This is a genomic window from Achromobacter sp. T5-5 (assembly GCF_055397965.1).
Genome location: NZ_AP027919.1, coordinates 2,470,805 through 2,493,906, shown reverse-complemented (window position 1 = coordinate 2,493,906; position 23,102 = coordinate 2,470,805). Strand labels below are relative to the sequence as shown.

Here is a 23,102-nt window from a genome sequence, read left to right as displayed (position 1 = left end):
TAATACACGATTCATATTCTATGCCGATCATGGCGTAACGCCAGCGATTTCAAAAACCACGCTGTCGTGGCGGCCATGTGTATCCATGACGGTTAGCGTATACCGGCCGTCGTGCGCCAGCACCAAATTAAACGGATGACCCGCGGCGCCATGACTTGCGACACGACCATCGAGCATCCACCATACCTCGCCCTGCGCACCCTGGACGTCCACGTCCAGGGCTACCTGCCGCATGCCGGGCACGGGCCGCAGCACCGAGCCGTTGGCCACGCCGCCCAGACGCAGCGGCCCCTGCGTGGCGTCGGCATACCCGGCAAACGAGGGCGGCGCCGTGTCATTGAGCATCCAGGCTGCCCGCTGTTCGGGACACGCGCCCGAAGGCACGCTGCCCAGCCTGTAGCCCAAGGGCCAGCATGTCACCACCGCCTGCACCGTTTCGGGCCTGACGCGGACCTGCTGGGCGCCTTCCGGCAATGCCGCCACGATATCCTGCAGTAGCGGCGCCGCCACATTCGCCCCGAAAAATCCGGGATTCGGCGTACCGTCGGGCCTTCCGACCCATACGCCGATCGTCCATCTGTCGGTCACGCCGACCGCCCACGCGTCCCGGAATCCGAAACTGGTCCCGGTTTTCCAGGCCAGTTGCCGGCCGGGACTGCCCGACTGGTAGAACGGCCGGTCGGGATGACCGCCGCCTTCGAGAATATCCCGAACGATCCAGGCCGCGCCAGGACTCATCATACGGGACTCGACCATGGGCTGCTCCGCCCGAAGGCGAGGCCGTCCCGAGACGCCGTCCCGGGCCAGCGCGCGATAAGCGCCCACCAGTTCTTCCAATGTGGTGCCACCCCCGCCCAAAATCAAGCTCAGGTTCGGCTCGGCCCCGGCAGGCAGGCGCAACTTCACGCCTCCCGCCAGCATACCCGAGGCAAAACTGGCCGGCCCGACGCGGTCCAGCAGGTCCACGGCCGGCACATTCAGCGACCGCTGCAAAGCTTGCGCGACGCTGACGGGGCCGGAGAACGCCGCCTGGAAATTGCCCGGCGCGTAGCCGCCGAACGACAAGGGCGCGTCGATCAGCAGGCTTTCCGAATGGATCAGTCCCTCGTCCAGGGCCTGGGCATAAAGGAAAGGCTTGAGCGTCGAACCCGGCGAGCGCACCCCGCGCACCATGTCCACATGGGAATAGCGCGAATCGTCGGAAAAATCCGCCGAGCCGGCGTAGGCCTTGACCTCCAGCGTGTCGTTGTCCATGACCAGCACGGCCATCGACACCTTGGGCGGCAGGTTATCGACCCGATCCAGCAACATTTGTTCCACCGAGAACTGCATGTCCGCGTCCAGCGTGGACGTTACCAGGGGCGGGCGCCCGCCCGCGCGGCGCTCGCCGCCCGCTTCCTGCAGCAGGCGCTGCGCAGCCAGGGGCGCCAGCCAGCGCGCGCGCAGCGGCGGCGCGATGACGGTCTCGATCTTTGCGTCAGCCACCTCGGCCGGGGTCCAGCGGCCCAGCTCGGCCATGCGGTCCAGCACCTTGTCGCGCGCGGCCTGCGCGGCCTCGGGATGGCGGTCGGGGCGCAGCCGCGACGGCGCCTGGGGCAAGGCCGTCAGCATCGCGGCCTCGGCCGGCCCCAGGTCGCGGGCCGGCTTGCCCAGCCACAGGCGCGCGCCCATCTCCACCCCTTCCACGATGCCGCCCATGGGCGCATGGGTCAGGTACAGGGAAAGAATCTCGTCCTTGCTGTAGTGCATTTCAAGTTGCACGGCGCGCCAAGCCTGCCGCAACTTCGCGGAAAGGGTGCGCGAGGGCTTGCCCGCCAGCTCCGGATCGATCAGCCGCGCGACCTGCATGGTCAGCGTCGATCCGCCCGAGACGATGCGCCGGTTGGTGGCCCATTGCCAGCCCGCGCGCGCGAGCGCCACGGGGTTGACCCCGGGATGCCAGTAGAACCAGCGGTCCTCGTAGGTGAGCAGGGTTTCCAGATAGCGGGGCGATACCTGGCCGGACTGCACCGGATAGCGCCAGATGCCGTCGCGGCTGGGATAGTTGCGCAGCGGCGTGCCGTCGGCGGCCACGACCACCGCAGCCCCGCCCGAATCGATGGGCGGCAATGGGTACAGGCGGTCCAGCGCGAATAACAACGCGGCCAGCGCCGACAACGCGCTGGCCGCGAAGATGCCGCGCCGCCGCCAGCGGCGGGCGCGCGAGGCGCCCGCCGCGGGGGGAGCGCCGGCGTTCAAGGACGCTTGGCGCCGCGATCTCGGATTTCGACCGTGCTCCATTGCTCACCCACGCCGCGGATTTCGGGCCGGTACATGTCCTCGGCCACCGTCGACGGCACCGCGTAGCGGCCCGGCGTCACGACGCGCACCAGATAGAACACGTCCACCTTGCCGCGCCCCAGCGACACCGCGGCCACATAGCGGTCATCGCGGAACTCACGATGCTTGATGTTGGAGTCCGACATGGCATCGGCCACACGGCGTCCGCCGATCGTCCAGTCCTGCATCTCGGGGCTTTGCGAAAGGTTCAGGTTTTCGACTTCGAAACCCGCCGGCACGCGGTCGACCAGCAGCCCGTCGGGGATGTTCTGGTTGGCGCTTGCCTGCACCCAGACCACCAGCATGTCGCCGGTCTGCAACGTGCCGCCGTCCCACGGACGGCCGTCCGGACGGTACCAGCCGCGCTTGAGCTGGATGATGTCGTTGCGCGGCGCCGGGGTGGCGGTCGGGCTGCCCTGGATGTCGTACTCGACAAAGAGCGACTGGCTGCCCGTGTTCTGGAGCTGCGTGCCCGCCAGGTCCGCCGCGGTGAGCGCGACCGTCTGGTCGCTCTTGCCGCCGGACAGCGGCTTGCGCTCGCCATTGACCGTCAGCGTGGCTTCCCACGGCGTGCTCTTGCTGCCGCCCGCGGCGCGCGCGGCCAGCAGCAGGGCCATCTGTTCCTGCGTCGACAGGTAGGAACGATTGCCCAGGCGGCCGGCGAGCTGCGTCAGCAGGTTTTCACTGCGCTCATGGCGCAGGTCGTACTGCGAGACCAACGCGTAGGCCAGCGCGTAATCGCGCACACTGCTGCCGTAGTCGCCCATCCACTCGTCGTAATAGGCGCTGCTGCGGTTGTTGATGTTGATGCCATAGGCGCGCGTCATGGCCAGGTCGAGCGCCTGCTTCATGCGCGCTTCATCGCCCATCAGCTTGAAGGCGGCAGCCAGTTGCACCAGCGGCAGCGGCGAGCGCGCGCGTTCCTGGTAGTTGTCGAAGAGCTGGCGCACGGTCGACAGCGGGGCCTTCTTGTCGCGGGCCAGCGCCAGCGCGGCGGTGGCCAGGCCGGCGAAGCGGCGATGGTCCTCGCGCAGGATGTTGGCGTCGCTGCTGTCGATGCGGTTCGCCTCGACGTTGCGGCGCAGGTTGGCCGACCAGGTGCCGAATGCGCCCGTGCTCTGCTGCACCTGTTCAAGCAGCCAGGTCCGGGAACGATCCAGCGAGCCGTCCGGCACCTCGAAGCCCCGGTCGCGCGCATCCTGCATGAAGCCCACGGCATACGCCGTCAGCCACACGTCGCGCGACGAGGCGCCGCTCCAGAGGTTGTAGGAACCGACGGAATTGCGCATGCCCGACAGACGGCCGATGGCGCCTGCCACCTTCGCGGCGCGCTCGGCCTGCGTGCGCGGCTTCAGGCCGAACTGCTTGGCGGTGTCCTCGTCCAGCATCACCCACGGCAGGGTCGCGCTGATGGTCTGCTCGGTGCATCCGTACGGATAGTTGAGCAGGCCTTCGACCAGACGGTTGACGTTGAACGGAGGACGGTTGGACACGGTCAGGCTGACGGTCGTGGAGTCCGGATAGTAGGACGCGACCCACGATGCCTGGGGCGACTGCGTCTCGCCCGGATTCAGGCGCAGACGGCGCACCTGACGCTCCGGCGCATGGGCCGGCTGCACCTGCAGCACTGACTCGCGCACGATATGCACCGGCTTGTCGCCGCCCTGCCCGTCCACGGTCAGACGCATCAGGCCCAGCCCATACGAGCCCGTCGTCGTAGCAGTGAAGCGCAGGGTCGTGCGCTGCTTGTCCTTGAGCGTGACCGTGCGCACACCGTCGACGATCGCCAGCGGGTCCAGCGCCTCCAGCTTGACCGACACCTTCTGCTCGGCGCCGCTCAGGTTGGTGACGTCCAGCGCGATGGCCGCCTGGTCGCCCGGCGTGATGAAACGCGGGGTGTTCAGTTCCGCCACGATGGGCGCGGCCACCACCATTTCGGTGTCCGTGCTGCCGTAGTTGTCCGGCGTGAAGGCCACGGCCATCAGGCGCAGCGTGCCGTTGAAGTCCGGCAGGTCCAGCGGGATGTCGGCTTCGCCTTGCGCGTTGAGCGCGACCGGGCCCGAGAACAGGTCCACCAGCTTGACCTTCTTGGGCAGGCTCTTGCTGTCGCCGCGCATCGCGGCGTCGCCGCCCCACTTCAGCTTGCCCTTGGTGCCGTCCATCTTTTCGATGAGCTTGCCGTACATGTCCAGCAGCTCGGGCGCATAGCGGTGCTTGCCGAAGAAATAGTCCAGCGGATCGGGCGTGGCGTACTGGTTGATGTTCAGGATGCCGACGTCCACGGCGGACAGCGTCACCGTGGCCTGCTTGCCCTGGGCGCCGTCGACCTTGACGCGCACGGTCGTCTTGGTTTCGGGCACGGCCTTGGGTGCGGCGGTGAGCTTGACGTCCAGCTTGCGGTCGGCGCTGGCGATCGGCAGGAACGCGAGGCCCAGCGCACGGGCCGGCGTGACGCGGTCGCCTTCGCTGCCCGGGCGGAACACCGCCGCGGCCACGTACAGGTCGTGACGCTTCCATTCCTTGTCGACGGGAATCTCGACCTCGGTGCCGGTGGCCTTCACGGCCACCCACTTGGACCACAGCATGCGATCGCCTTCCACCGTGATGAGCGCCTGCCCATCATGCGGCGGCGTGAGCGTCAGCTTGACGCTGTCGCCCGGCTTGGCCGGCACGCCTTCCAGCTTCATCTGCACGCGATCGGGACGGTTGCCCATGGCATCGGCGTCCTGCGCGTTCCAGCCGGCATAGAAGCGATAGCGCATCGTTTCGCCGGTTTCCGGATCGGCGATTTCCAGGCGGTAGCGCCCCCACTTGACCGGCACGGTCAACTGGCTGCGGTCAGTGAGCGCGATCTCGCGCGAATCGACCAGTTCCTCGGTTTCGGTGTAGCCGCTGTTCCAGCCGCGCTGGTCGTCGAAACGCCAATAGTATTGGCGCTCTTCACGGAACAGCCGCATCTGGGCCTGGGCCAGCGGTTCGATCTTGCCTTGCGCATTGGCGCGGATCACCTCGAACGCCGCAGGCGCGTTTTCACGGGCCACGTCGCTGTCGAACTGCGGACGGACGGCGATCAGCTTGTCGGCGGGCCAGACGCTGCGCTCGATCGAGCGCACCACCGGACGGCCGCCGGATTCCAGCAGACTGGCGGACACCCGGACCTTCATCGGCGAATGCGTGCCGGCCGCGTTGGGATTGACCTCGAGCTGCGCGCGGCCCTTCTCGTCCAGCGCGGACTCCGGCAGCTCGCCGAAGCTGCGGCGCGTGTCGTCGGCCACGTCGCCGAAGATGAAGCCCGGCCATTGCTGGGCCAGCGCGTAACGGTCGCGCTTGACCTGGAAGGTCGCCAGCAGGCGGTTGCCCGCCGCGGGCGCGCCGTACAGGTAGTCGCCCTGCACGTCGACGGTCAACTCCTCGTCGGGCGACAGCACGTCCTGGCCGGACGTCAACGTCATCTTCATGCGTTCGGGCAGGAATTCTTCGACCTGGAATTTCCAGGATGCGTCGGGCGCGCGGGACGACGGATCGACGCGCAGCTCGAGCAGCCAGGTGCCGGTCTGCGCATCCAGCGGCAGATCGATGGCGCGCTCGACATAGCCCGGAAGATCCTTCTGGGGCTGCCAGAGCGCGGTCTGCACGGTGCGGCCGTCGGGACGCTTGAGGGTGGCGGTGAGCGGCGACGGCGTCAGCACGCGGCCGTCCAGGTCGCGCGGCAGCACCGACACGGTGAAGGTTTCGCCGGGACGGTACAGGTTGCGGCCCGCGTAGACGAACAGATTGTTGGCGCGCGACGCATGGCCGCCCGTATCGAATTCCGACAGGTCCAGCGCCGGTTCGCCCAGCGCGAGCACGGTCATTTCCTTGTCGCGCGCGGCGCGGATGACGCGGGCATTGGCGAAGCTGCCGTCGAAACGGACATGACCTTGCCCATCGGCCGCGGCCTTGGCCAGCGCCTTGCCGGCGCCATCGACCAGCTCGAAGACCGCGCCGGAAATGGGCTGGCCGGTCTTGAGGGAAACGGAATAGGCCTCGATGCGGTCGCTGTAGCGGCGCGCATGCAGGCCGATGTCGCTGACGTAGAAATACGTGACCTGGTATTCGTAGCGGAAACGCCCCGGCTGGCTCATGACCGCGACGTAGATGCCCGGCTCCTGCAATTCCTTGATGCCTTCGACCGGCAGGAACGTGACGTGGCGCCGGTTGGGCTTGTCGTCGGTGACGAAACGGCCTTGATAGACGCTGGTGGTCAGGGAATTCAGACGGTCCAGGTCCCAGTTGCTGACCGAGCCCTTCAGGCTGCGGTTGCCGGCATAGCGCCAGTCGTTCTCATCGTAGTTGCCGTCGTCTTCCTCATCGGAAGCGGCCGCGCCGCGGCCCACGCCGAGCACGGTGTCGAAGAGTTCCGGCACGCGCTCGGGCGACACGCGAAGAAACTGCACGTCGACTTCGGGCACGTTCACCGTCGCCACCGGCAAACCGCCGTTCTGGCCGGCCGGCAGCACCACGCCGCGGCTGGCGAAATAGAACGACGGCGGCATGGCCTGCGTGCTGACCTCGCAATGCGAGGCTTCGGTCAGCGCGACTTTTTCACCCGCGCCGGGCAGGCCCGAGCGCACGGCGATGGCGTAGGAGCGCTGCGGCTGCACATAAGGGAAGTAGATGACGCGAGGATTGTCGCCGACCACCCAATTGCCCTTGACGATCTTGCCCTTGGGCGCGGAGTCGCCCGGACGCACCGAGGCCGGCTGCTGTCCCGCGGCGGCAGCCGATTCGCTGTCCTCATCCGCCTTGCCGGCGGTCGAGCCCGTATCGGTAACCTGCAGGAAAGCATCCAGATTGCTCTTGGCATCCACGGGCTGCGTGAACGTCACGGCCAGGGACAAGGCATCGTTGTACTGGCGGGGCTGGCAATTCAGCGCCGCGAAGGGATCGGCGGCGCCCACCGTCGCGCTGGCGGGCAGCGCGGGCGCCGCGCCGCTGGACGCCTGCGCGGCCGCCGTCGTCGCCGTCTGTGCCGCAGGCACGGGGGCCGGACCTGCCGGCTGCCGCTCCTTGCCCATCCACCAGCCCACGCCTATGGCGCCGGCCAACACCGCGACGCCGGCTACCGCCAGCCAGCCCTTGCTGATCTTTCCACTCACAGCGAACCTCCCCGCCTACTCGAACGCAACGCTCCTTAGCGGCGGAGCTGCCGACCCGCATGTGCCGCGCGCTTCCCGGTACACGGCAAAATCGTTCAACCCGGAACCCGGGATACCATCGGCAGCACAACGCCGCCATTGCTGGCGGCGTTGTTTCTTGTGGATGTCAAACCGGTTCCATCACACATTGCAAAGGATGCTGGCGCGCCCGCGCATACTGCCCGACCTGGGCAATTCGCGTGGCAGCGAGGTCGCGCGGGTATACCCCGCAAACCCCACGTCCTTCGTGGTGGACCTGCAGCATGATCCGCGTGGCCTCTTCCTGATTCTTATTGAAGAACTTCTGCAGCACCTTCACGACGAACTCCATCGGGGTGTAGTCGTCATTGAGCAACAGCACCTGGTACATCGGCGGTGGCGCAGCGCGAGCCGGCGCCTTCTCGACGACCAAATCATGCTGGGTATCCAAGGTAGAACTCATAGGGCGGGTATTCTATTTAAACTGGGGACGGCAACCACTCAACTTACTGAAAATTACACGCAGAAATACGTAGTATCCATACTTGACGCAGCGGAGAAAAGCGGCGCATTATCCACGCATTCTGGGGTTTTCAATTCACCGAAAATCTGCCAGGAAGCCGGAGGGGGGACAGAGGTCTAGACCGCGATGCCCTTCTGTCAACATACGATTCAATGAGGCAGGCCGCATGTCTGATACGACCGCAACCGCCGTCCAAGGGGACAATCCCAAATCGACGGGCACCGTCAAATGGTTCAACGATGCAAAGGGGTTTGGCTTCATTACGCCCGACGACGGCGGTGAAGATCTGTTCGCCCATTTCTCGTCCATCCAGATGAATGGTTTTAAAACCCTGAAGGAAGGCCAGAAAGTGGCCTTCGAGATTATCCAGGGGCCTAAAGGCAAACAGGCGCTCAATATTACGGCTGCCTGAGTTACCCTTTAAAGCGCAACGGTATAGTTGTGCCATTATCCAGGCGGGGCTTTCGGGCCCCGCCTTTGTTATTTCCTTAATACTTACTGCGCCGGGCCATGCCGAAGATTGCCGTTTTGTTTTCCACTGTTCATACGCTGTTCAAAACAACATTCACCAAGGCTGGATCTGCAGGCGGCGCCACCGGGCGCACGGTTTCGGCAGCGGCTGCCGCGGCCATCGCGCTGGCGGCGCTGGCGCTGCCCTTGCCCGCCGGCGCCCAACAGCAGACGCGAGCCCAGCCGCGCCTGCCCATCACCCAACTGTCGGCCGGCATCCATATTATCCGCGCAGAAGTGGCCAACACCGACGCCACGCGGCGCGACGGCCTGATGTTCCGCACGGAACTGCCCGGCAACGACGGCATGCTGTTCGTGTTCGAACGGCCTGACGTGCAGTGCTTCTGGATGCGCAACACGCTCCTGCCGCTCTCGATTGCCTTTATCGCCGACGACGGCACGATCGTCAACATCGAGGACATGGCGCCCCAGACCGAAGATCCGCATTGCGCGAAGAAGCCGGTGCGCTACGCGCTGGAAATGTCGCAAGGCTGGTTCACCGCCCATGGCATCGCGGCGGGCAAGAAGCTCGATGGGCTGCCCTGAACCGCCGCGTCTGGACACCTGGCCGGGACCCTGCCCCCGGACCATGACAAAGGGAGCCCGAGGGCTCCCTTGTCGTTTCCGGCGCGGCAGGCGCGGGTTACACGCGCTCGACGATGAGCGCGATGCCCTGGCCCACGCCGATGCACATCGTGCACAGCGCGTAGCGGCCGCCGGTGCGATGCAGTTGATTGATGGCGGTGGTGGCCAGGCGCGCACCGCTGGCGCCCAGCGGGTGGCCCAGGGCGATCGCGCCGCCGTTGGGGTTCACGCGCGGATCGTTGTCGGCGATGCCGAGCTGGCGCAGCACGGCCAGGCCTTGAGCGGCAAACGCCTCGTTCAGTTCGATGACGTCCATCTGGTCCAGCGTCAGGCCGGTCTGCGCCAGCACCTTGCGGGTGGCGGGCGCCGGGCCGATGCCCATGATGCGCGGCGCGACGCCGGCGGTCGCCATGCCGACCACGCGAGCGCGCGGGGTGAGGCCATGGCGGGCGGCGGCCTTTTCGTCGGCCAGCAGCAGCGCGGCGGCGCCGTCGTTCACGCCCGACGCGTTGCCGGCGGTGACGCTGCCGCCTTCGCGCACCACGCCCTTCAGCTTGGCCAGCGATTCCAGCGACGTTTCACGAGGATGCTCGTCCTTGGAGACGACAATGGGGTCGCCCTTTTTCTGGGCGATCGACACGGGCACGATCTCGGCGTCGAAAAAGCCTTCCTTCTGCGCGCGCGCGGTCTTTTCCTGGCTGGCCAGCGCGAACAGATCCTGGTCGGCGCGGCTGACGTTGAAATCGTCGGCGACGTTCTCGGCGGTCTCCGGCATGGAATCCACGCCGTACTGGGCCTTCATCAACTTGTTGACGAAACGCCAGCCGATGGTGGTGTCGTAGATGGCGGCGCTGCGCGAGAAGGCGCTGTCGGCCTTGCCCATCACGAAGGGCGCGCGGCTCATGCTTTCGACGCCGCCGGCCAGCATCAGGCCGGCTTCACCGGCGCGGATGGCGCGCGCGGCGGTGCCGATGGCGTCCAGCCCCGAGCCGCACAGGCGGTTGACGGTGGCGCCCGGAACTTCGATCGGCAGGCCCGCCAGCAGGGTCGCCATGCGGGCCACGTTGCGGTTGTCTTCGCCGGCCTGGTTCGCGCAGCCCATGATGGCGTCGTCGAGTTCTTCCCACCGCACGCCAGGGTTGCGCGCCACGAGGGCCTTGATGGCTACGGCAGCCAGGTCGTCAGGACGCACGGAAGCCAGCGCCCCGCCGTAGCGGCCAAAGGGGGTACGGATCGCATCACAGATAAAGGCATTCACGGTCATGGGAAGCTCGGAGTGAAGTGAAAGAACTCGGGATCGACTGATCTTAACGCAGCGCTTTCGCGCCAAGTTGGTGCGTCGCCGGGATGTCCGCAGCACGGACAGTGTCCAATGGACGTTCACATCGCGGCGCGCATGCCTGCACGAAAGCGGGCGCCAGCGCCCGCTTTCAGTGCGCCGTGGACTTGGCCGCTCGGCCAGCTTCCACGATCGCCTGCCTGCGGAACCGTCCCGCCGCCAGATGGTAGAAAGGCTGCGGGCAGAACTGGCGCGACACCCCGGATGCCAGCAGCGATCCCAGCAGCAGCCAGAACAGCATGGGCTGGCTGCCCGTCATCTCCATCACCACGACGCTGGCCGTCAACGGCGCCTGCGTGGCGGCCGCAAGAAAAGCGGCCATCGACAGCAGCACGAGCACGCGCTGGTCGACGCCGTCGCCCGCGAGCTCCCAGATGTGATGGCCGATGCCCGCGCCGGTGGTCAACGCCGGCGTGAAGATGCCGCCCGGAATGCCGGCCCAGTAGGAAGCGACTGTCGCCGCAAGCTTGGCGATGCCGAAACCCTCGGGCACCGAGTTCTTGCCGTTCAGCAGATCGGCCGCCGCGGCGTAGCCGGTCCCGTACACGCTGCCCGCGGTGCAAAGGCCGATCACCGCCAGGGCCAGACCCATGATGAACGCCGTCCAGATGGGATGGGCGCGGATCCAGGCGCGCCACGATTGCGGCGCCGCGCCCACCGGCCCCTTGCCCAGCAAGCGGGCAAACACGCCGCCCAGCGCGCCATTGAGCGCGCCGCAGATGACGATCCACATCACCATGTTGTGCGACAGCTCGGCGCCGCCGAACACGCCGAAGTAAGGATTGTTTCCCTCCACCGCCACGACCAGAAAACCGGCGGCCAGCACGCCGATCAGCACCAGCCGCTGCCAGCGCAGCACCGTGCCGCGTCCGAGCTCCTCGATGGCGAAGATGACGCCCGCCAGCGGCGCGTTGAACGCCGCCGCAAGCCCGCCCGCCGCGCCGGCCGCGATCAGTTCGTTTGCATGGAAGCCGCGCAGCTTCACACCGCGGCGCTTCCAGAAGTCGCCCCAGGCAAGCATGAGCGCCGCGCCGACCTGCACGGACGGCCCTTCGCGGCCGATCGAGGCGCCGGCCAGCATGCCGAAGAACGCAAGCGGAATCTTCCAGAGACTTTGCGCCAGCGACACCAGGCTGCTCTGGCTGGGGCCCGGCGGCAGCGACAGCGCGCCGATGACCTGCGGGATGCCGCTGCCCGAGGCGTTGGGCGCAAAGCGCATTGTGAGCCAGCGCAACGCGGCCAAGCCGAAGGGCAGCACCAGTAGCGCCAACCAGCCGTTGTACGCCACCCATTGCCGGTTCCAGGCCAGCGCCTTGTCGGCCAGGTATGCGAACCCCAGCGACATCAGCGCCACCAGCCCCGCGCCCCCGAGCAGCAGTCCCAGTTGCACGCTTTTGCGCGACAGGCGGTTGATCTGGCGCACCTTGCGGCGCGCCACCCGGCGCGTTCGGGCGATGAGGCGGCGGACGGGGTCGGGCAGATTCATGGGCTGGAGGTTGGACGGCGGTTGGGCAGGTTGTGCGGGACGAGGTTGCTAACCTTACCATCCCGTCCTGACCCGTAGCCGAAAGCCCGCTCCCGTCCGGACCGCCCGGCGTCAGAAGGACGACCAGTCGTCCTGTGCCGCGCTCGCCAGCGCGGGCCGGGCCTGTGCCGGCCGCGCAGCGGGCTTGGCGGGCTTGGGCGCCGCGATGGGCTCGGCCGGCATCAGCCGCGCCTGGGCCTGCCGCGCGGAGCCGCCAGCCGCTTCCACCTTGAAGCGGCGCACCTCCTGCGCCAACCGGTTGGCCTGCTCCTGCATGCTGCCGGCGGCCGCCGCCGCTTCCTCGACCAGGGCGGCGTTCTGCTGGGTCACCGAGTCCATCTGCGAAACGGCCTGATTGACCTGCCCGATGCCCGTCGACTGCTCCTCCGACGCGCCCGCGATCTCGCGCACCAGGGTCGCGACCTGGCGCACGCTGTCGACCACTTCGCGCATGGTGCGCCCGGCTTCGTCGACCTGGCGCGTGCCGCCTTCAACGCGCGTCACGGACTCGTCGATCAGGGCCTTGATCTCCTTGGCGGCCACCGCGGAGCGCTGCGCCAGCGTGCGCACCTCGCCCGCCACGACGGCAAAGCCGCGTCCTTGCTCGCCCGCGCGCGCCGCTTCCACGGCGGCGTTGAGCGCCAGGATGTTGGTCTGGAAGGCGATGCCGTCGATCACGCCCGTGATATCGGCGATACGGCGCGAGCTGTCAGAAATCGCGCTCATGGTCTGCACCACGCCCTGGACCACCTCGCCGCCGCGCACGGCCACGTTCGATGCCTGATTGACCAGGCGATCGGCCTCGCTGGCGTTGTTGGCATTCTGCTGCACCGTGCTGGTGAGCTCTTCCATGGACGCGGCGGTCTCTTCCAGCGAAGACGCCTGCTCCTCGGTGCGCTGGGACAGGTCGGCATTGCCCTGCGCGATCTGCGACGAGGCCGAGGCGATGCTTTCACAGCCGTCGCGCACGTCGCGCACGATGCGCGCCAGGCTTTCGTTCATGGCCTTGAGCGCGCCCATCAGATCGCCGGTCTCATCGCGCGTGGAGACGCGGATATCGGCCGTCAGGTCGCCCGCCGCCACCTGGCGCGCCGCGGACACCGCCTCGCCCAGCGGCCGAACGATGCCGCGCGTCACCAGCCAGCCCAGCAGCATGCCGATGGCCACGCCCGCCACCGCCAGGGCAATCATGATGGCGCGAACCGTGCCGTAGAGCTCCGTGCCTTCCTGCACAGAGGCCTCGGCGGACTTTTCCTTGCTGACCGCCAGATCGGTCATCAGGTCGTCGAGCTTCTGCGAAGACGCGATCAAACGCCTTTCGATCTCGGCCACGCGCGGGTCGTTCTGCGTCAGGGGCTGCGACTTGGCCGCCTCGAAAAAGGCGCTGGCCTCGCGCTTCCACACCTGTTCGGTTTCGCCGAACTGCGCAAGCAATTGCCTGGTCTGCTCCGCGTCGAACGTGGCGGCAGCCTTGTCGCGCAGCGCATCCATGTTCCTGACCGCATCGTCGAACTGCTTGCGCAGCGCCTGCCGCTCCTGCTCGGAGGACGCGGCCAGAAAGGCGTTGCGCGCTCGGCCCGCGTAGATGAGGTTAAGGTTGGCTTCCTTCAGATCCGAGATGCCGCGCAGCTCGGTGTCGTAAAGCCTGTCGTTCATGGCATTGATGCGCGCCAGCCCCCAGACGCCGAAGGCGCCGATCGCACCACCAATTACCGCAACCAGTAAAAACGCGCCCGTCAGGCGAGCGCCAATGCGCATCCCCGAAAATAACCGCAACATGCTTTCTTTCCCTGTGGTAACCCCGGCGTGTCGCGGCGTTGCCGCAGCCATGCGCTCCGAGGTGCAGCCGCTGGCCGACGGCAAAGATATCGACCCTTTGACCTAGGGCTAACCCTGAAGAAAAGCCTGTTACCGGTTCAGTTCCCTGTAATGAAATCACCACGCAAGGGGGGTTTCCGAAACTGAATTTCTCCTGAATGAAAAACCCCTCGCCGGGGCGAGGGGTTTTGGTCACGGGACGCAGCGCCAGCGGCGCGGCGAGGTCCGCAAATGCCGTTCAGGCAAAGTTCTTGGCGGCGAAATCCCAGTTCGCCAGGGCCCAGAAATTCTCCAGGTACTTGGGACGCGCGTTGCGGTAGTCGATGTAGTACGCGTGTTCCCAGACATCACAGGTCAGCAGCGGCTTGTCGGCCGTCGTGAGCGGGGTGGCCGCGTTGCTAGTGTTGACGATGTCGACCGAGCCATCGGCCTTCTTGACCAGCCAGGTCCAGCCCGAACCGAAGTTGCCGGCGGCCGACTTGTTGAAGGCTTCCTTGAAGGCGTCGAAGCTGCCCCACTTGGCGTTGATGGCGTCAGCCAATGCGCCCGTCGGTGCGCCGCCGGCCTTGGGAGCCAGGCTGTTCCAGTAGAAGGTGTGGTTCCAGACCTGGGCGGCGTTGTTGAAAATGCCACCCGAGGACTTCTTCACGATGTCTTCCAGCGACAGCGTTTCGAATTCCGTGCCCGGGATCAGGTTGTTCAGATTCGTGACGTACGTCTGGTGATGCTTGCCGTAGTGGAACTCCAGCGTTTCCTTGGAGATGTGCGGCGCCAGGGCGTCGAGTTCGTAAGGCAGGGGGGGAAGAGTATGTGCCATGTGAGGGTTCCTTCTGTTGAGAGCACGATCAAGCCGTTCAATTGTATCGGCAACTAATGAGGATACCGTGTTAACCCCGCGCTGGCGCGGGGTTAAGGGACACATGGTTATGCGTTCGGTGACCGAGTCTTCGCAAACGCTACGGGCCGCGGCCTGGTACGAGGGCTTCGCGCGGCACACGGCGTGAAGACGCACCGCTTTCGGGCCCCAGGCCGCCCGGCGCGTCAGCCGGCGTCGCGTGTCTTGCGGGTCTGCTGCACGAGCACCTGGGCGCCGCCTTGGGCGAAGCTCAGGTCCAGCGGCTGGCCCGCCGACAGGGTCGCCGCGTCGCGAACGATGCGGCCCTCGGCGTCGCGCGCGATGGCGTAGCCGCGCGCCAGCGTGTTGCCCGGATCGAGGGCGCGCAGCTGCGCGCCGGCGGCGGCCAGCCGGACACGGCCCTGGGTGAGCAGGCGCGCCTGCGCCAGGCCCAATTGCCGCACGGCGCCCGCCAGTCGATCCGCGGCGCGGGCCGTGTCGGGAACACGATGCGCGAGGCGCTGGGCAAGCAGGTTGACGCGCGCGGCGCGCCGGCCTTGCGGCGCCGCCCAGGCCGACGCCAGCCGGAACCGCAGGCTGTTGAGCCGTTCGCGTTGATGCTCCAGCCGCTGGGCGGGAGACACCAATTGCCCGGCCGCGCGGTCCAACCGCTGCGCGGCGCGCTCCAGCCGCCGCTGCTGGCCGCGCGCCATGGACTGCGCGGCCTGCAAGACCTGCCCCAGCAGCTCCGAGCGCGGCGCGCAGGCCAGTTCCGCCGCGGCGGTAGGCGTGGGCGCGCGCAGGTCGGACACAAAATCCACGATCGTGAAGTCGGTCTCGTGCCCCACGCCGCTGATGACGGGAATCTCGCTGACCGCGACCTGGCGGGCCAGGTCCTCGTCGTTGAAACTCCAGAGGTCTTCGATGCTGCCCCCGCCGCGCACGATCAGCAGCGTGTCCACCTCGGCCCGCTGATTGGCCATGCGCACCTGCGCAGCCAGCCGGGCGGCGGCGTCCGCCCCCTGCACCGGAGCCGGGTAGATGATGACGGGCACCTGGGGCGCGCGCCGGGCCAGCGCGGAAAGGACGTCCCGCAACGCCGCGGCATGCAGCGACGTGATCACGCCGATCGCCCGCGGCAGGCGCACGGGCTCGCGCTTGCGGGCCGGATCGAACAGGCCCTCGGACGACAGTTGCTCTTTCAGGCGCAGGAACGCCTCGTACAGATTCCCTAGTCCGGCCCGCCGCATGGCGTCAGCCTGCAACTGGAAGTCGCCCCGGGGTTCGTACAGCGACACTCTCGCCCGGATTTCGACCTGGTCGCCCGCACGGGGCACGAAACCCACCGCGCTGGCGCGGCTGCGGAACATGACGGCCCGCACGGCGGCGCGGCTGTCCTTGAGCGTGAAGTACCAATGCCCGGAAGCTGCCTGCGTGAAGTTGGATATCTCGCCGCGAACCCACAGCGCCGGGATGCTCCGCTCCAACAACTGCCCCACTGCTTGATTAAGCTGGGCAACTGTAAGGATATCCCGCGCGAATGCGTTGTTTGTGACTGAGAATTCAATTGTCATGGGGCTTTCCGATGCGAACCTGTCCACAGGGCAAGCGTAGCGGGCCGCAATGATACCGCGTCACCAGGAATTTGCAGCAACGGTCCCGAAAGCAAGCATTTTCGGTGCAAGCATCTGATTTTTATACGTTATTTATCAAATGAAAGCTGCACGCATTTGAATCAAACAAGCGCAAGCCCTGTGCCCATAAGCCTTCCGGCTGAGTTCTACACAGAATTATCCACAGTTTCTGTGGATAGTTTCGGGATCACCCCGCCTTGCCACGCGGGCGCGGCGCCGTTACAGTTTCGGCTTGTTCAGATGCCACTGCGCGCCTCCACGGCGCCTTCGGCTCCTCAGGAGTTGACCGCTTTGCTTTCCATTCTGCGCGAGGCCGGCTGGCCCATCTGGCCCCTGCTGGCGACATCCGTGCTGGGCTTGGCGCTGATCTTCGAGCGCTTCCTGTCCCTGCGCCGCAACCTGGTCCTGCCGCGTGGGCTGAACGACCAGGTTGCCGACATGCTGCGCAATCACCAGGACACGCCGGAAGCGATCCACCGGCTGGAGCGCAATTCGCCGCTGGGCCGCGTGCTGGCCGAGGTGATGCGTCACCGGCACCTTCCCCGCGAAGAACTTCGCAACGTGGTCGAGGACGCCGGCCGCGCCGTCGCGCACGACCTCAGCCGCTACATCTCCGCCATCGGCACCATCGCCGTCGTCGCGCCGCTCATGGGCCTGTTCGGCACGGTGGTCGGCATGATCGAAATCTTTGGCTCGTACACGCCGGGCGGCGGCGACCCGGCCCAACTGGCGCGCGGCATCTCGATCGCGCTCTACAACACCGGCTTCGGCATCCTGATCGCCATTCCCGCCATGATCGCCCACCGTTATCTGCGCAGCCGCGTGGACGGCTACCTCAGCGCCATGGAACAGGCGGCGTCGCGCCTGATTCGCGCCGTCGCGCCGGCGCGCGCTCCCCGCGAGGCACGTCCATGAATTTCCGCGGATCCCGGGGCGACCGCGACGAGCTCGACATCAATCTGATTCCGCTCATCGACGTCCTGTTGGTCATCCTCATCTTCCTGGCGGCCACGACGTCCTTCACCCGTTTCACGCAGTTGAAGGTGACACTGCCGCAGGCGTCGTCCGAACAGGACACGCCCCCGGCCCTGGAAGTGGCGGTCAGCCAGGATGGCCGCTACGCCCTGAACGGCACCCTCATCGACGTCGCGACGCCGCCCGAGATCGCCGACGCCCTGCGCCAGGCCGCAGCCGGCAAGACCGAGCCGCTCGTCATCATCAACGCCGACGCCCAGGCCACCCACCAGTCCGTGATCAACGTCATGGAAGCCGCCCGCCTCGCCGGGATCGGCCGCGTCAACTTCGCCGCCCAGACCAACCGGTGAAAACCAGACGCGCATCACTGCTGGCCCGCCAATGGCAGCGCGGCGGCTGGCTGTCCACCGCCTTGCGTCCCCTTTCCGCGCTCACCGCCTGGGCGGTCGCGCGCAAGCGGGCCCGCTATGCCAGCGGCGCCAAGACCCCTTACCGGGCGCCGGTGCCCGTGGTCGTGATCGGCAACATCTACGTGGGCGGCACCGGCAAGACCCCGATGGTGATCGCCACCGTCGAAGGCCTGCGGGCGCGCGGCTACACGCCGGGCGTGGTCAGCCGCGGCTACGGGGTCAAGGTCGGCCCGCATCCGCGCGTGGGACTGGGCGAACTGGAAGCGGCGCGCTTCGGCGACGAACCCGCGTTGATCGCCCGCGCCACGGGCGCGCCCGTGTCCATCCACCCCAAGCGCGCCCTTGCCGCGCAGGCGCTGCTGCAGGCACACCCCCGCGTGGACGTCATCGTCTCGGACGACGGCCTGCAACACCTGGCCCTGGCGCGCGACATCGAAATCGTGGTGCAGGACCAGCGCGGCGTGGGCAACAGCCGCCTGCTGCCCGCCGGCCCGCTGCGTGAACCCGCCAGCCGCCTGGCCGACGTGGATGCCGTGGTGACGAATACCGGCACGCCCCCAGACAACCCCGGCCCGCAGGGCGCCGGACGTCCGCGCCAGGTGCGCATGTGGCTGGAACCGGGCGAGGCCCGGCATCTGGACGGACGCGCCACGCGGCCCTTGTCCGCGTTTGCCGGGCAGGCGCGCATCGCGGCCGCGGCGGGAATCGGCAATCCCGAACGCTTTTTCGCCACGCTGCGGGCCGCCGGCATCACGCTGTCGGCGACCCTTCCCCTGCCCGACCACCACGCCTACGCCACGTCGCCCTTCGAGGGCCTCTCGGCCGACGTGATCTTGGTGACTTCCAAGGACGCCATCAAATGCGGGGCGCTGAACGACGCGCGCTTGTGGGAAGTCCCGGTGCGGGCCGCATTTTCCGATCCGGGCCTCTTCGACTGGCTGGCCGAGGCCCTGCAAGCGTGCAAGCGCGGCGGCAACGGGAGGCAGAATGAGGGCCGGAACAGTGGGCGCAAGTCCCAGGCCTGACGCGCGGCCCGGGGCCCTGCCCGCGCACGGGGCGCTGTCCAGGCGCAAAACTGTTTTAGAATCGCGGTCATGGAATCCCGCCTTCTCGACATCCTCGTTTGCCCCTTGTGCAAGGGCCGCCTAGAACACGACCGGCAACAGGCCGAACTGATCTGCCGTGCAGACCGGCTGGCCTTCCCCGTGCGCGACGGCATCCCGGTCATGCTGGAGTCGGAAGCGCGCGCGCTGGACGACGCCGCAGCCCCCCGCTGAACGCCGCATCGTGAGCTTCATCGCCATCATCCCGGCGCGTACCGCCTCGACCCGCCTGCCCGACAAGCCGCTGGCCGACATCGCAGGCAAGCCCATGGTCGTGCGCACCGCCGACCGTGCCGCCCTGTCGCGCGCCTCGCAGATCCACATCGCCACCGATGACATCCGCGTCCAGCAGGCCGCCCAGGCGCATGGTCTGCACGCGCTCATGACCCGCGGCGACCATCCCACGGGCACCGATCGGCTGGCGGAAGCGGTCGAGCAGCTCGGCCTTCCGGACGACGCGATCGTCGTCAACGTGCAAGGCGACGAGCCCCTGATCGAGCCCGAGCTCATCGATGCCGTGGCTGCCAAGCTGCAGGCCTACCCTCAGGCCGACATCGCCACCTGCGCGTGCCCGTTGGCCGACGCCGAATCGCTCTTCAATCCCAACGTCGTCAAGCTGGTGTGCGCCGCCGACGACCGCGCGCTGTATTTTTCGCGCGCGCCCATCCCCTGGGCGCGCGATGCGCTGGCTGGCGGCGAACGCGTGCTGGCGCCGGGTCTGCCCGCCTGGCACCACATCGGCCTTTACGCCTACCGCGCGTCGTTCCTGCGCCGCTTTCCGACCTTGCCGCAAGGCGCGCTGGAACGGTTCGAGTCGCTCGAGCAGCTGCGCGCCATGGAACACGGTCACACCATCGTCGTACACCGGGCGTCGACGCCTCCTGCCGGCGGGGTAGATACCCCGGCGGACCTGGAGCGCGTCCGCTTGATCTACAGCAAATCGATATAAGGGTTATTTCGCATGGCGCAGCCCCGCATTGGCTGCTGCGTTGCGGCATAATCCCCCGGATCACAAAAAATAAACCCCTTCAGGAGCACTCATGCGTCTCATCTTGCTCGGACCCCCCGGCGCCGGCAAAGGCACCCAGGCCGCGTTTCTTACGCAGCACTTCGGCATTCCCCAGATCTCCACCGGCGACATGCTGCGCGCCGCGGTGAAGGCGGGCACCCCGCTGGGTATTGAAGCCAAGAAGGTCATGGACGCCGGCGGCCTGGTTTCCGACGAGATCATCATCGGCCTGGTGCAAGACCGCCTGAAGCAGCCCGACTGCGCCAATGGCTACCTCTTCGACGGCTTTCCCCGCACCATCCCGCAGGCCGACGCGCTCAAGAGCGCCGGCGTCAAGCTGGACTACGTCGTGGAAATCGCCGTGCCCGAAGAAGACATCATCGAACGCATGAGCGGACGCCGCGTGCACCAGCCCAGCGGCCGCAGCTACCACGTGCGCTTCAACCCGCCCAAGACCGAAGGCAAAGACGACGTCACCGGCGAAGACCTGATCCAGCGCGACGACGACCGCGAGGAAACCGTGCGCCACCGCCTGTCGGTGTACCGCGAGCAGACGCGCCCCCTGGTCGACTACTACTCGGCCTGGGCGCAGCAGGACTCCGCCGCCGCCCCGAAGTACCGCAAGATCTCGGGCGTGGGCGCGGTCGACGAAATCAAGACGCGCCTGTTCGAAGCCGTTCAAAGCTGATCGGCGCCTCGATGGCCCACAGGCCTTCGGCGCCGGCCGGACGCAGCGCGTTCCGGCCCCGGCCCGAAGGCCTTGTTGCATCCGGCGCCCGGCGCGCCGCCTTCCTTCCCTTGAACTGATCTGGTGGTACACACATGGAAATCGCGAACAAGGTATTCATCGTTACCGGCGGCGCATCCGGCCTGGGCGCCGGCACCGCGCGCATGCTGGTAGAAAACGGCGCCAAGGTCGTCATTGCCGACCTGCAGGACGAGCCGGGCGAAGCCCTGGCCAAGGAACTCGGCCAGCGCTACGTGCATTGCGACGTGACGCAGGAAGCGGACGGCAAGAAGGTCGTGGCCGCCGCCCTGGAACTCGGTTCGCTGTTCGGCCTGGTCAACTGCGCGGGCGTCGCACCCGCCGCGAAGATCGTCGGCAAAAATGGCGCGCATTCCCTGGACCTGTTCCAGAAGGTCGTGTCGATCAACCTGATCGGCAGCTTCAACATGATGCGCCTGGCCGCCGAGGCCATGAGCGCCAATGCGCCCGAGCCCACCGGCGAACGCGGCGTGATGATCAACACCGCGTCGGTCGCCGCTTTCGACGGCCAGATCGGCCAGGCGGCCTATGCCGCCTCCAAGGCGGGCGTGGCCGGCATGACGCTGCCCATCGCGCGCGACCTGGCCAAGACCGGCATCCGCTGCATGACCATCGCCCCGGGCATCTTCGGCACGCCGATGATCTTCGGCATGCCGCAGGAAGTGCAGGACTCGCTGGCTGCCAGCATCCCCTTCCCCGCGCGCCTGGGCCGCCCGGAAGACTACGCCAAGCTGGTCCACAGCATCATCACCAATGACATGCTCAACGGCGAAACGATCCGTCTGGACGGCGCCATCCGCATGCCGCCCAAGTAATGCAGGTCCGAGGCCGGCCCACATCGTGGGCCGCCTTTCGGGCGGCCGGCATTCCGTCCCCCTGGTCGCGGCGACCCGGCCCGCCTTTTCTCCAGTAGTACATCCATGAGCCTGTTTCGTTCGGCGGCCACGGTCAGCAGCTTCACGTTGCTGTCCCGCATTTCCGGCTTGATCCGCGACATCCTGGTGGCCCGCGCGTTTGGCGCCGGCCCCATTACCGACGCCTTCTGGGTTGCCTTCCGCATTCCCAACCTGCTGCGGCGCCTGTTCGCCGAGGGCGCCTTTGCCCAGGCCTTCGTGCCCATCCTGGGCGCCGCGCGCAACAACCGATCCGAAGAGGAAGTGCGCACGCTGCTCGACCGCGTGGCCCTGCTGCTGACCGCCGCTCTGATGCTGGTCACGCTGATCGGCATCGTCGCGGCGCCCTGGGTGGTGTCGGCCATGGCCAGCGGCCTGCGCGGCGCGGCGCGCGACACCGAATTCGGCGCGGCGGTCTGGATGACGCGGATGATGTTTCCCTACATCCTCTGCATGTCCCTGATCGCCTTCGCGTCCGGCGTGCTCAACACCTGGCGCCGCTTCGCCGTCCCCGCATTCACGCCGGTGCTGCTGAACCTGTCCATGATCGCCGCCTGCATCTGGCTTGCGCCGCGCATGGACGTGCCGGTCTATGCCCTGGCCATCGGCGTCATGATAGGCGGCGTGGCGCAATTGGCGGTGCAATGGGCGGCCCTGGCGCGCCTGGGCCTGACCCCGCGTTTTTCGCTGCGTTTCGGCCAGGCCTGGGCCGACCCCACCGTGCAGCGCATCCTCAAGCAGATGGCGCCCGCCACGCTGGGCGTATCCGTGGCGCAGATATCCCTGCTCATCAACACCAACATCGCGACCTGGCTCACGCCGGGCAGCGTCACCTGGCTATCGTTCGCCGACCGCCTGATGGAATTTCCCACCGCGCTCCTGGGTGTGGCGTTGGGCACGGTCCTGCTGCCCAGCCTGTCCGCGGCGCACGCGCGAGACGACCATGGCGGGTACAGCGCGCTGCTGGATTGGGGCCTGCGCCTGGTGCTGCTGCTGGGCCTGCCCGCCGCGGTTGGGCTGGCCATGCTGTCCGACGGACTGGTCGCCACGCTGTTCCACTATGGCGCCTTCAACGCGCAGGACGTGCTGCAGACGCGGCTGGCTGTCATTTCGTATTCCGCCGGCCTGATCGGCCTGCTGTCGGTCAAGATCCTGGCGCCCGGGTTCTACGCCAAGCAGGACATCCGCACGCCGGTGAAGATCGCCATCATGGTGCTCGTGGTGACGCAGTTGCTGAATCTGGCGCTGGTGCCGGTCCTGGCCCACGCGGGGCTCGCCCTGGCCATCGGCCTGGGGGCCTGCCTGAACGCGCTGGCGTTGCTGATCGGGCTGCGCCGCCGCGCGGTCTATGTGCCCCAGGCCGGGTGGCTGGCGTTCGCCCTGCGCCTGGTGCCTGCCCTGGCGGGGCTGGCGGCGCTGCTGTGGTACGCGGACTCGCGGATCGACTGGATTGCGCTGCAGGCGCACGCCGGCCAGCGCGCCGCCCTGCTGGCAGGCGTGCTGGCCGCCAGCGGCGTCGTGTACTTCGGATTGTTGTTACTGTTTGGATTTCGCCCCAGGGACTTCGGGCGACGTCCAAAGCAGTAATTCCGCCCGTTCGGCTTACATTCCGCTTGAAAAGCCGGCCAAACGCCGGCTTTTCGCATTAATTTCGTCAAGAATTGACAACCGGGCCGTAATCTTTGGTAAAAAACCTTTATTA

General features: G+C 67.3%; 19 protein-coding genes. 11 read left to right on the top strand and 8 right to left on the bottom strand.

Going from position 1 to position 23,102, the window contains the following annotated elements:
• Nucleotides 1-27 precede the first annotated feature (27 nt).
• The 3 genes from pbpC to clpS form a co-directional block, all read right to left on the bottom strand.
• Nucleotides 28-2,238, bottom strand: a complete 2,211-nt coding sequence (pbpC, locus tag ACZ50Q_RS11200; RefSeq protein ID WP_464081529.1) for a penicillin-binding protein 1C — start codon at nt 2,236-2,238, stop codon at nt 28-30.
• A complete protein-coding gene (locus ACZ50Q_RS11195; RefSeq protein ID WP_464081980.1) occupies nt 2,235-7,445 on the bottom strand; it encodes an alpha-2-macroglobulin family protein in 5,211 nt (1,736 codons plus the stop codon). The genes pbpC and ACZ50Q_RS11195 overlap by 4 nt, the downstream gene beginning before the upstream one ends.
• Nucleotides 7,446-7,623: 178 nt before the next feature.
• The gene (gene clpS, locus ACZ50Q_RS11190; RefSeq protein WP_008168033.1) at nt 7,624-7,938 is read right to left on the bottom strand and encodes an ATP-dependent Clp protease adapter ClpS; all 315 of its coding nucleotides are present in this window, start codon (nt 7,936-7,938) and stop codon (nt 7,624-7,626) included.
• Between the two features lie 226 nt (nt 7,939-8,164).
• On the opposite strand from clpS, the gene ACZ50Q_RS11185 reads away from it, so the two are divergent.
• Both ACZ50Q_RS11185 and ACZ50Q_RS11180 read left to right on the top strand, forming a co-directional pair.
• Nucleotides 8,165-8,410 carry a cold-shock protein gene (locus ACZ50Q_RS11185; RefSeq protein ID WP_006220277.1) on the top strand — a complete coding sequence of 82 codons (246 nt, stop codon included), beginning with the start codon at nt 8,165-8,167 and terminating at the stop codon, nt 8,408-8,410.
• A 98-nt stretch (nt 8,411-8,508) separates the two neighbouring features.
• Entirely contained in the window at nt 8,509-9,054 is a 546-nt protein-coding gene (locus ACZ50Q_RS11180; protein ID WP_464081528.1) for a DUF192 domain-containing protein, read from the top strand.
• 97 nt (nt 9,055-9,151) lie between these two features.
• On the opposite strand, the gene pcaF is transcribed toward ACZ50Q_RS11180, so the two are convergent.
• The 3 genes from pcaF to ACZ50Q_RS11165 all read right to left on the bottom strand — a co-directional run bounded on the left by pcaF (nt 9,152) and on the right by ACZ50Q_RS11165 (nt 13,736).
• Nucleotides 9,152-10,357, bottom strand: coding sequence for a 3-oxoadipyl-CoA thiolase (gene pcaF, locus ACZ50Q_RS11175; protein WP_076520333.1), 1,206 nt, complete (start codon nt 10,355-10,357; stop codon nt 9,152-9,154).
• Nucleotides 10,358-10,523: 166 nt separating this feature from the next.
• The gene (locus ACZ50Q_RS11170; RefSeq protein WP_092580228.1) at nt 10,524-11,918 is read right to left on the bottom strand and encodes a chloride channel protein; all 1,395 of its coding nucleotides are present in this window, start codon (nt 11,916-11,918) and stop codon (nt 10,524-10,526) included.
• Nucleotides 11,919-12,029: 111 nt separating this feature from the next.
• Nucleotides 12,030-13,736 (bottom strand): methyl-accepting chemotaxis protein, encoded by a 1,707-nt coding sequence (locus ACZ50Q_RS11165; protein WP_464081527.1) that lies wholly within the window; start codon nt 13,734-13,736, stop codon nt 12,030-12,032.
• Here ACZ50Q_RS11165 and ACZ50Q_RS11160 point away from each other — a divergent pair.
• Nucleotides 13,708-13,842, top strand: coding sequence for a hypothetical protein (locus tag ACZ50Q_RS11160; RefSeq protein ID WP_255376812.1), 135 nt, complete (start codon nt 13,708-13,710; stop codon nt 13,840-13,842). The genes ACZ50Q_RS11165 and ACZ50Q_RS11160 overlap by 29 nt on opposite strands.
• A 171-nt stretch (nt 13,843-14,013) precedes the next feature.
• Here ACZ50Q_RS11160 and sodB read toward each other — a convergent pair whose 3' ends face one another.
• On the bottom strand, nt 14,014-14,592 hold the full coding sequence (gene sodB / locus ACZ50Q_RS11155; RefSeq protein WP_056324270.1) for a superoxide dismutase [Fe]: 579 nt from the start codon (nt 14,590-14,592) through the stop codon (nt 14,014-14,016).
• A 224-nt stretch (nt 14,593-14,816) separates the two neighbouring features.
• Nucleotides 14,817-16,184: an exodeoxyribonuclease VII large subunit gene (xseA, locus tag ACZ50Q_RS11150; protein ID WP_464081526.1), complete on the bottom strand. Its 1,368-nt coding sequence runs from the start codon at nt 16,182-16,184 to the stop codon at nt 14,817-14,819.
• Nucleotides 16,185-16,535: 351 nt separating this feature from the next.
• Between xseA and ACZ50Q_RS11145 the strand changes: the two genes are divergently transcribed.
• The 8 genes from ACZ50Q_RS11145 (at nt 16,536) to murJ (ending at nt 22,987) form a co-directional block, all read left to right on the top strand.
• Nucleotides 16,536-17,159 carry a MotA/TolQ/ExbB proton channel family protein gene (locus ACZ50Q_RS11145; protein ID WP_092580224.1) on the top strand — a complete coding sequence of 208 codons (624 nt, stop codon included), beginning with the start codon at nt 16,536-16,538 and terminating at the stop codon, nt 17,157-17,159.
• Entirely contained in the window at nt 17,156-17,569 is a 414-nt protein-coding gene (locus tag ACZ50Q_RS11140) for an ExbD/TolR family protein (RefSeq protein WP_076520329.1), read from the top strand. Before ACZ50Q_RS11145 ends, ACZ50Q_RS11140 begins: the two co-directional genes overlap by 4 nt.
• Nucleotides 17,566-18,654, top strand: a complete 1,089-nt coding sequence (gene lpxK / locus ACZ50Q_RS11135) for a tetraacyldisaccharide 4'-kinase (protein WP_464081525.1) — start codon at nt 17,566-17,568, stop codon at nt 18,652-18,654. The genes ACZ50Q_RS11140 and lpxK overlap by 4 nt, the downstream gene beginning before the upstream one ends.
• A gap of 69 nt (nt 18,655-18,723) precedes the next feature.
• Complete coding sequence (locus tag ACZ50Q_RS11130) at nt 18,724-18,906, top strand: Trm112 family protein (RefSeq protein WP_092580219.1); 183 nt, start codon at nt 18,724-18,726, stop codon at nt 18,904-18,906.
• 10 nt (nt 18,907-18,916) lie between these two features.
• Nucleotides 18,917-19,681, top strand: a complete 765-nt coding sequence (gene kdsB, locus ACZ50Q_RS11125) for a 3-deoxy-manno-octulosonate cytidylyltransferase (RefSeq protein WP_464081524.1) — start codon at nt 18,917-18,919, stop codon at nt 19,679-19,681.
• A gap of 91 nt (nt 19,682-19,772) precedes the next feature.
• Complete coding sequence (gene adk / locus ACZ50Q_RS11120) at nt 19,773-20,429, top strand: adenylate kinase (protein ID WP_076520325.1); 657 nt, start codon at nt 19,773-19,775, stop codon at nt 20,427-20,429.
• Between the two features lie 134 nt (nt 20,430-20,563).
• On the top strand, nt 20,564-21,322 hold the full coding sequence (locus tag ACZ50Q_RS11115) for a 3-hydroxyacyl-CoA dehydrogenase (RefSeq protein WP_076520324.1): 759 nt from the start codon (nt 20,564-20,566) through the stop codon (nt 21,320-21,322).
• A gap of 105 nt (nt 21,323-21,427) precedes the next feature.
• Entirely contained in the window at nt 21,428-22,987 is a 1,560-nt protein-coding gene (gene murJ, locus ACZ50Q_RS11110; protein ID WP_464081523.1) for a murein biosynthesis integral membrane protein MurJ, read from the top strand.
• Nucleotides 22,988-23,102 lie beyond the last annotated feature (115 nt).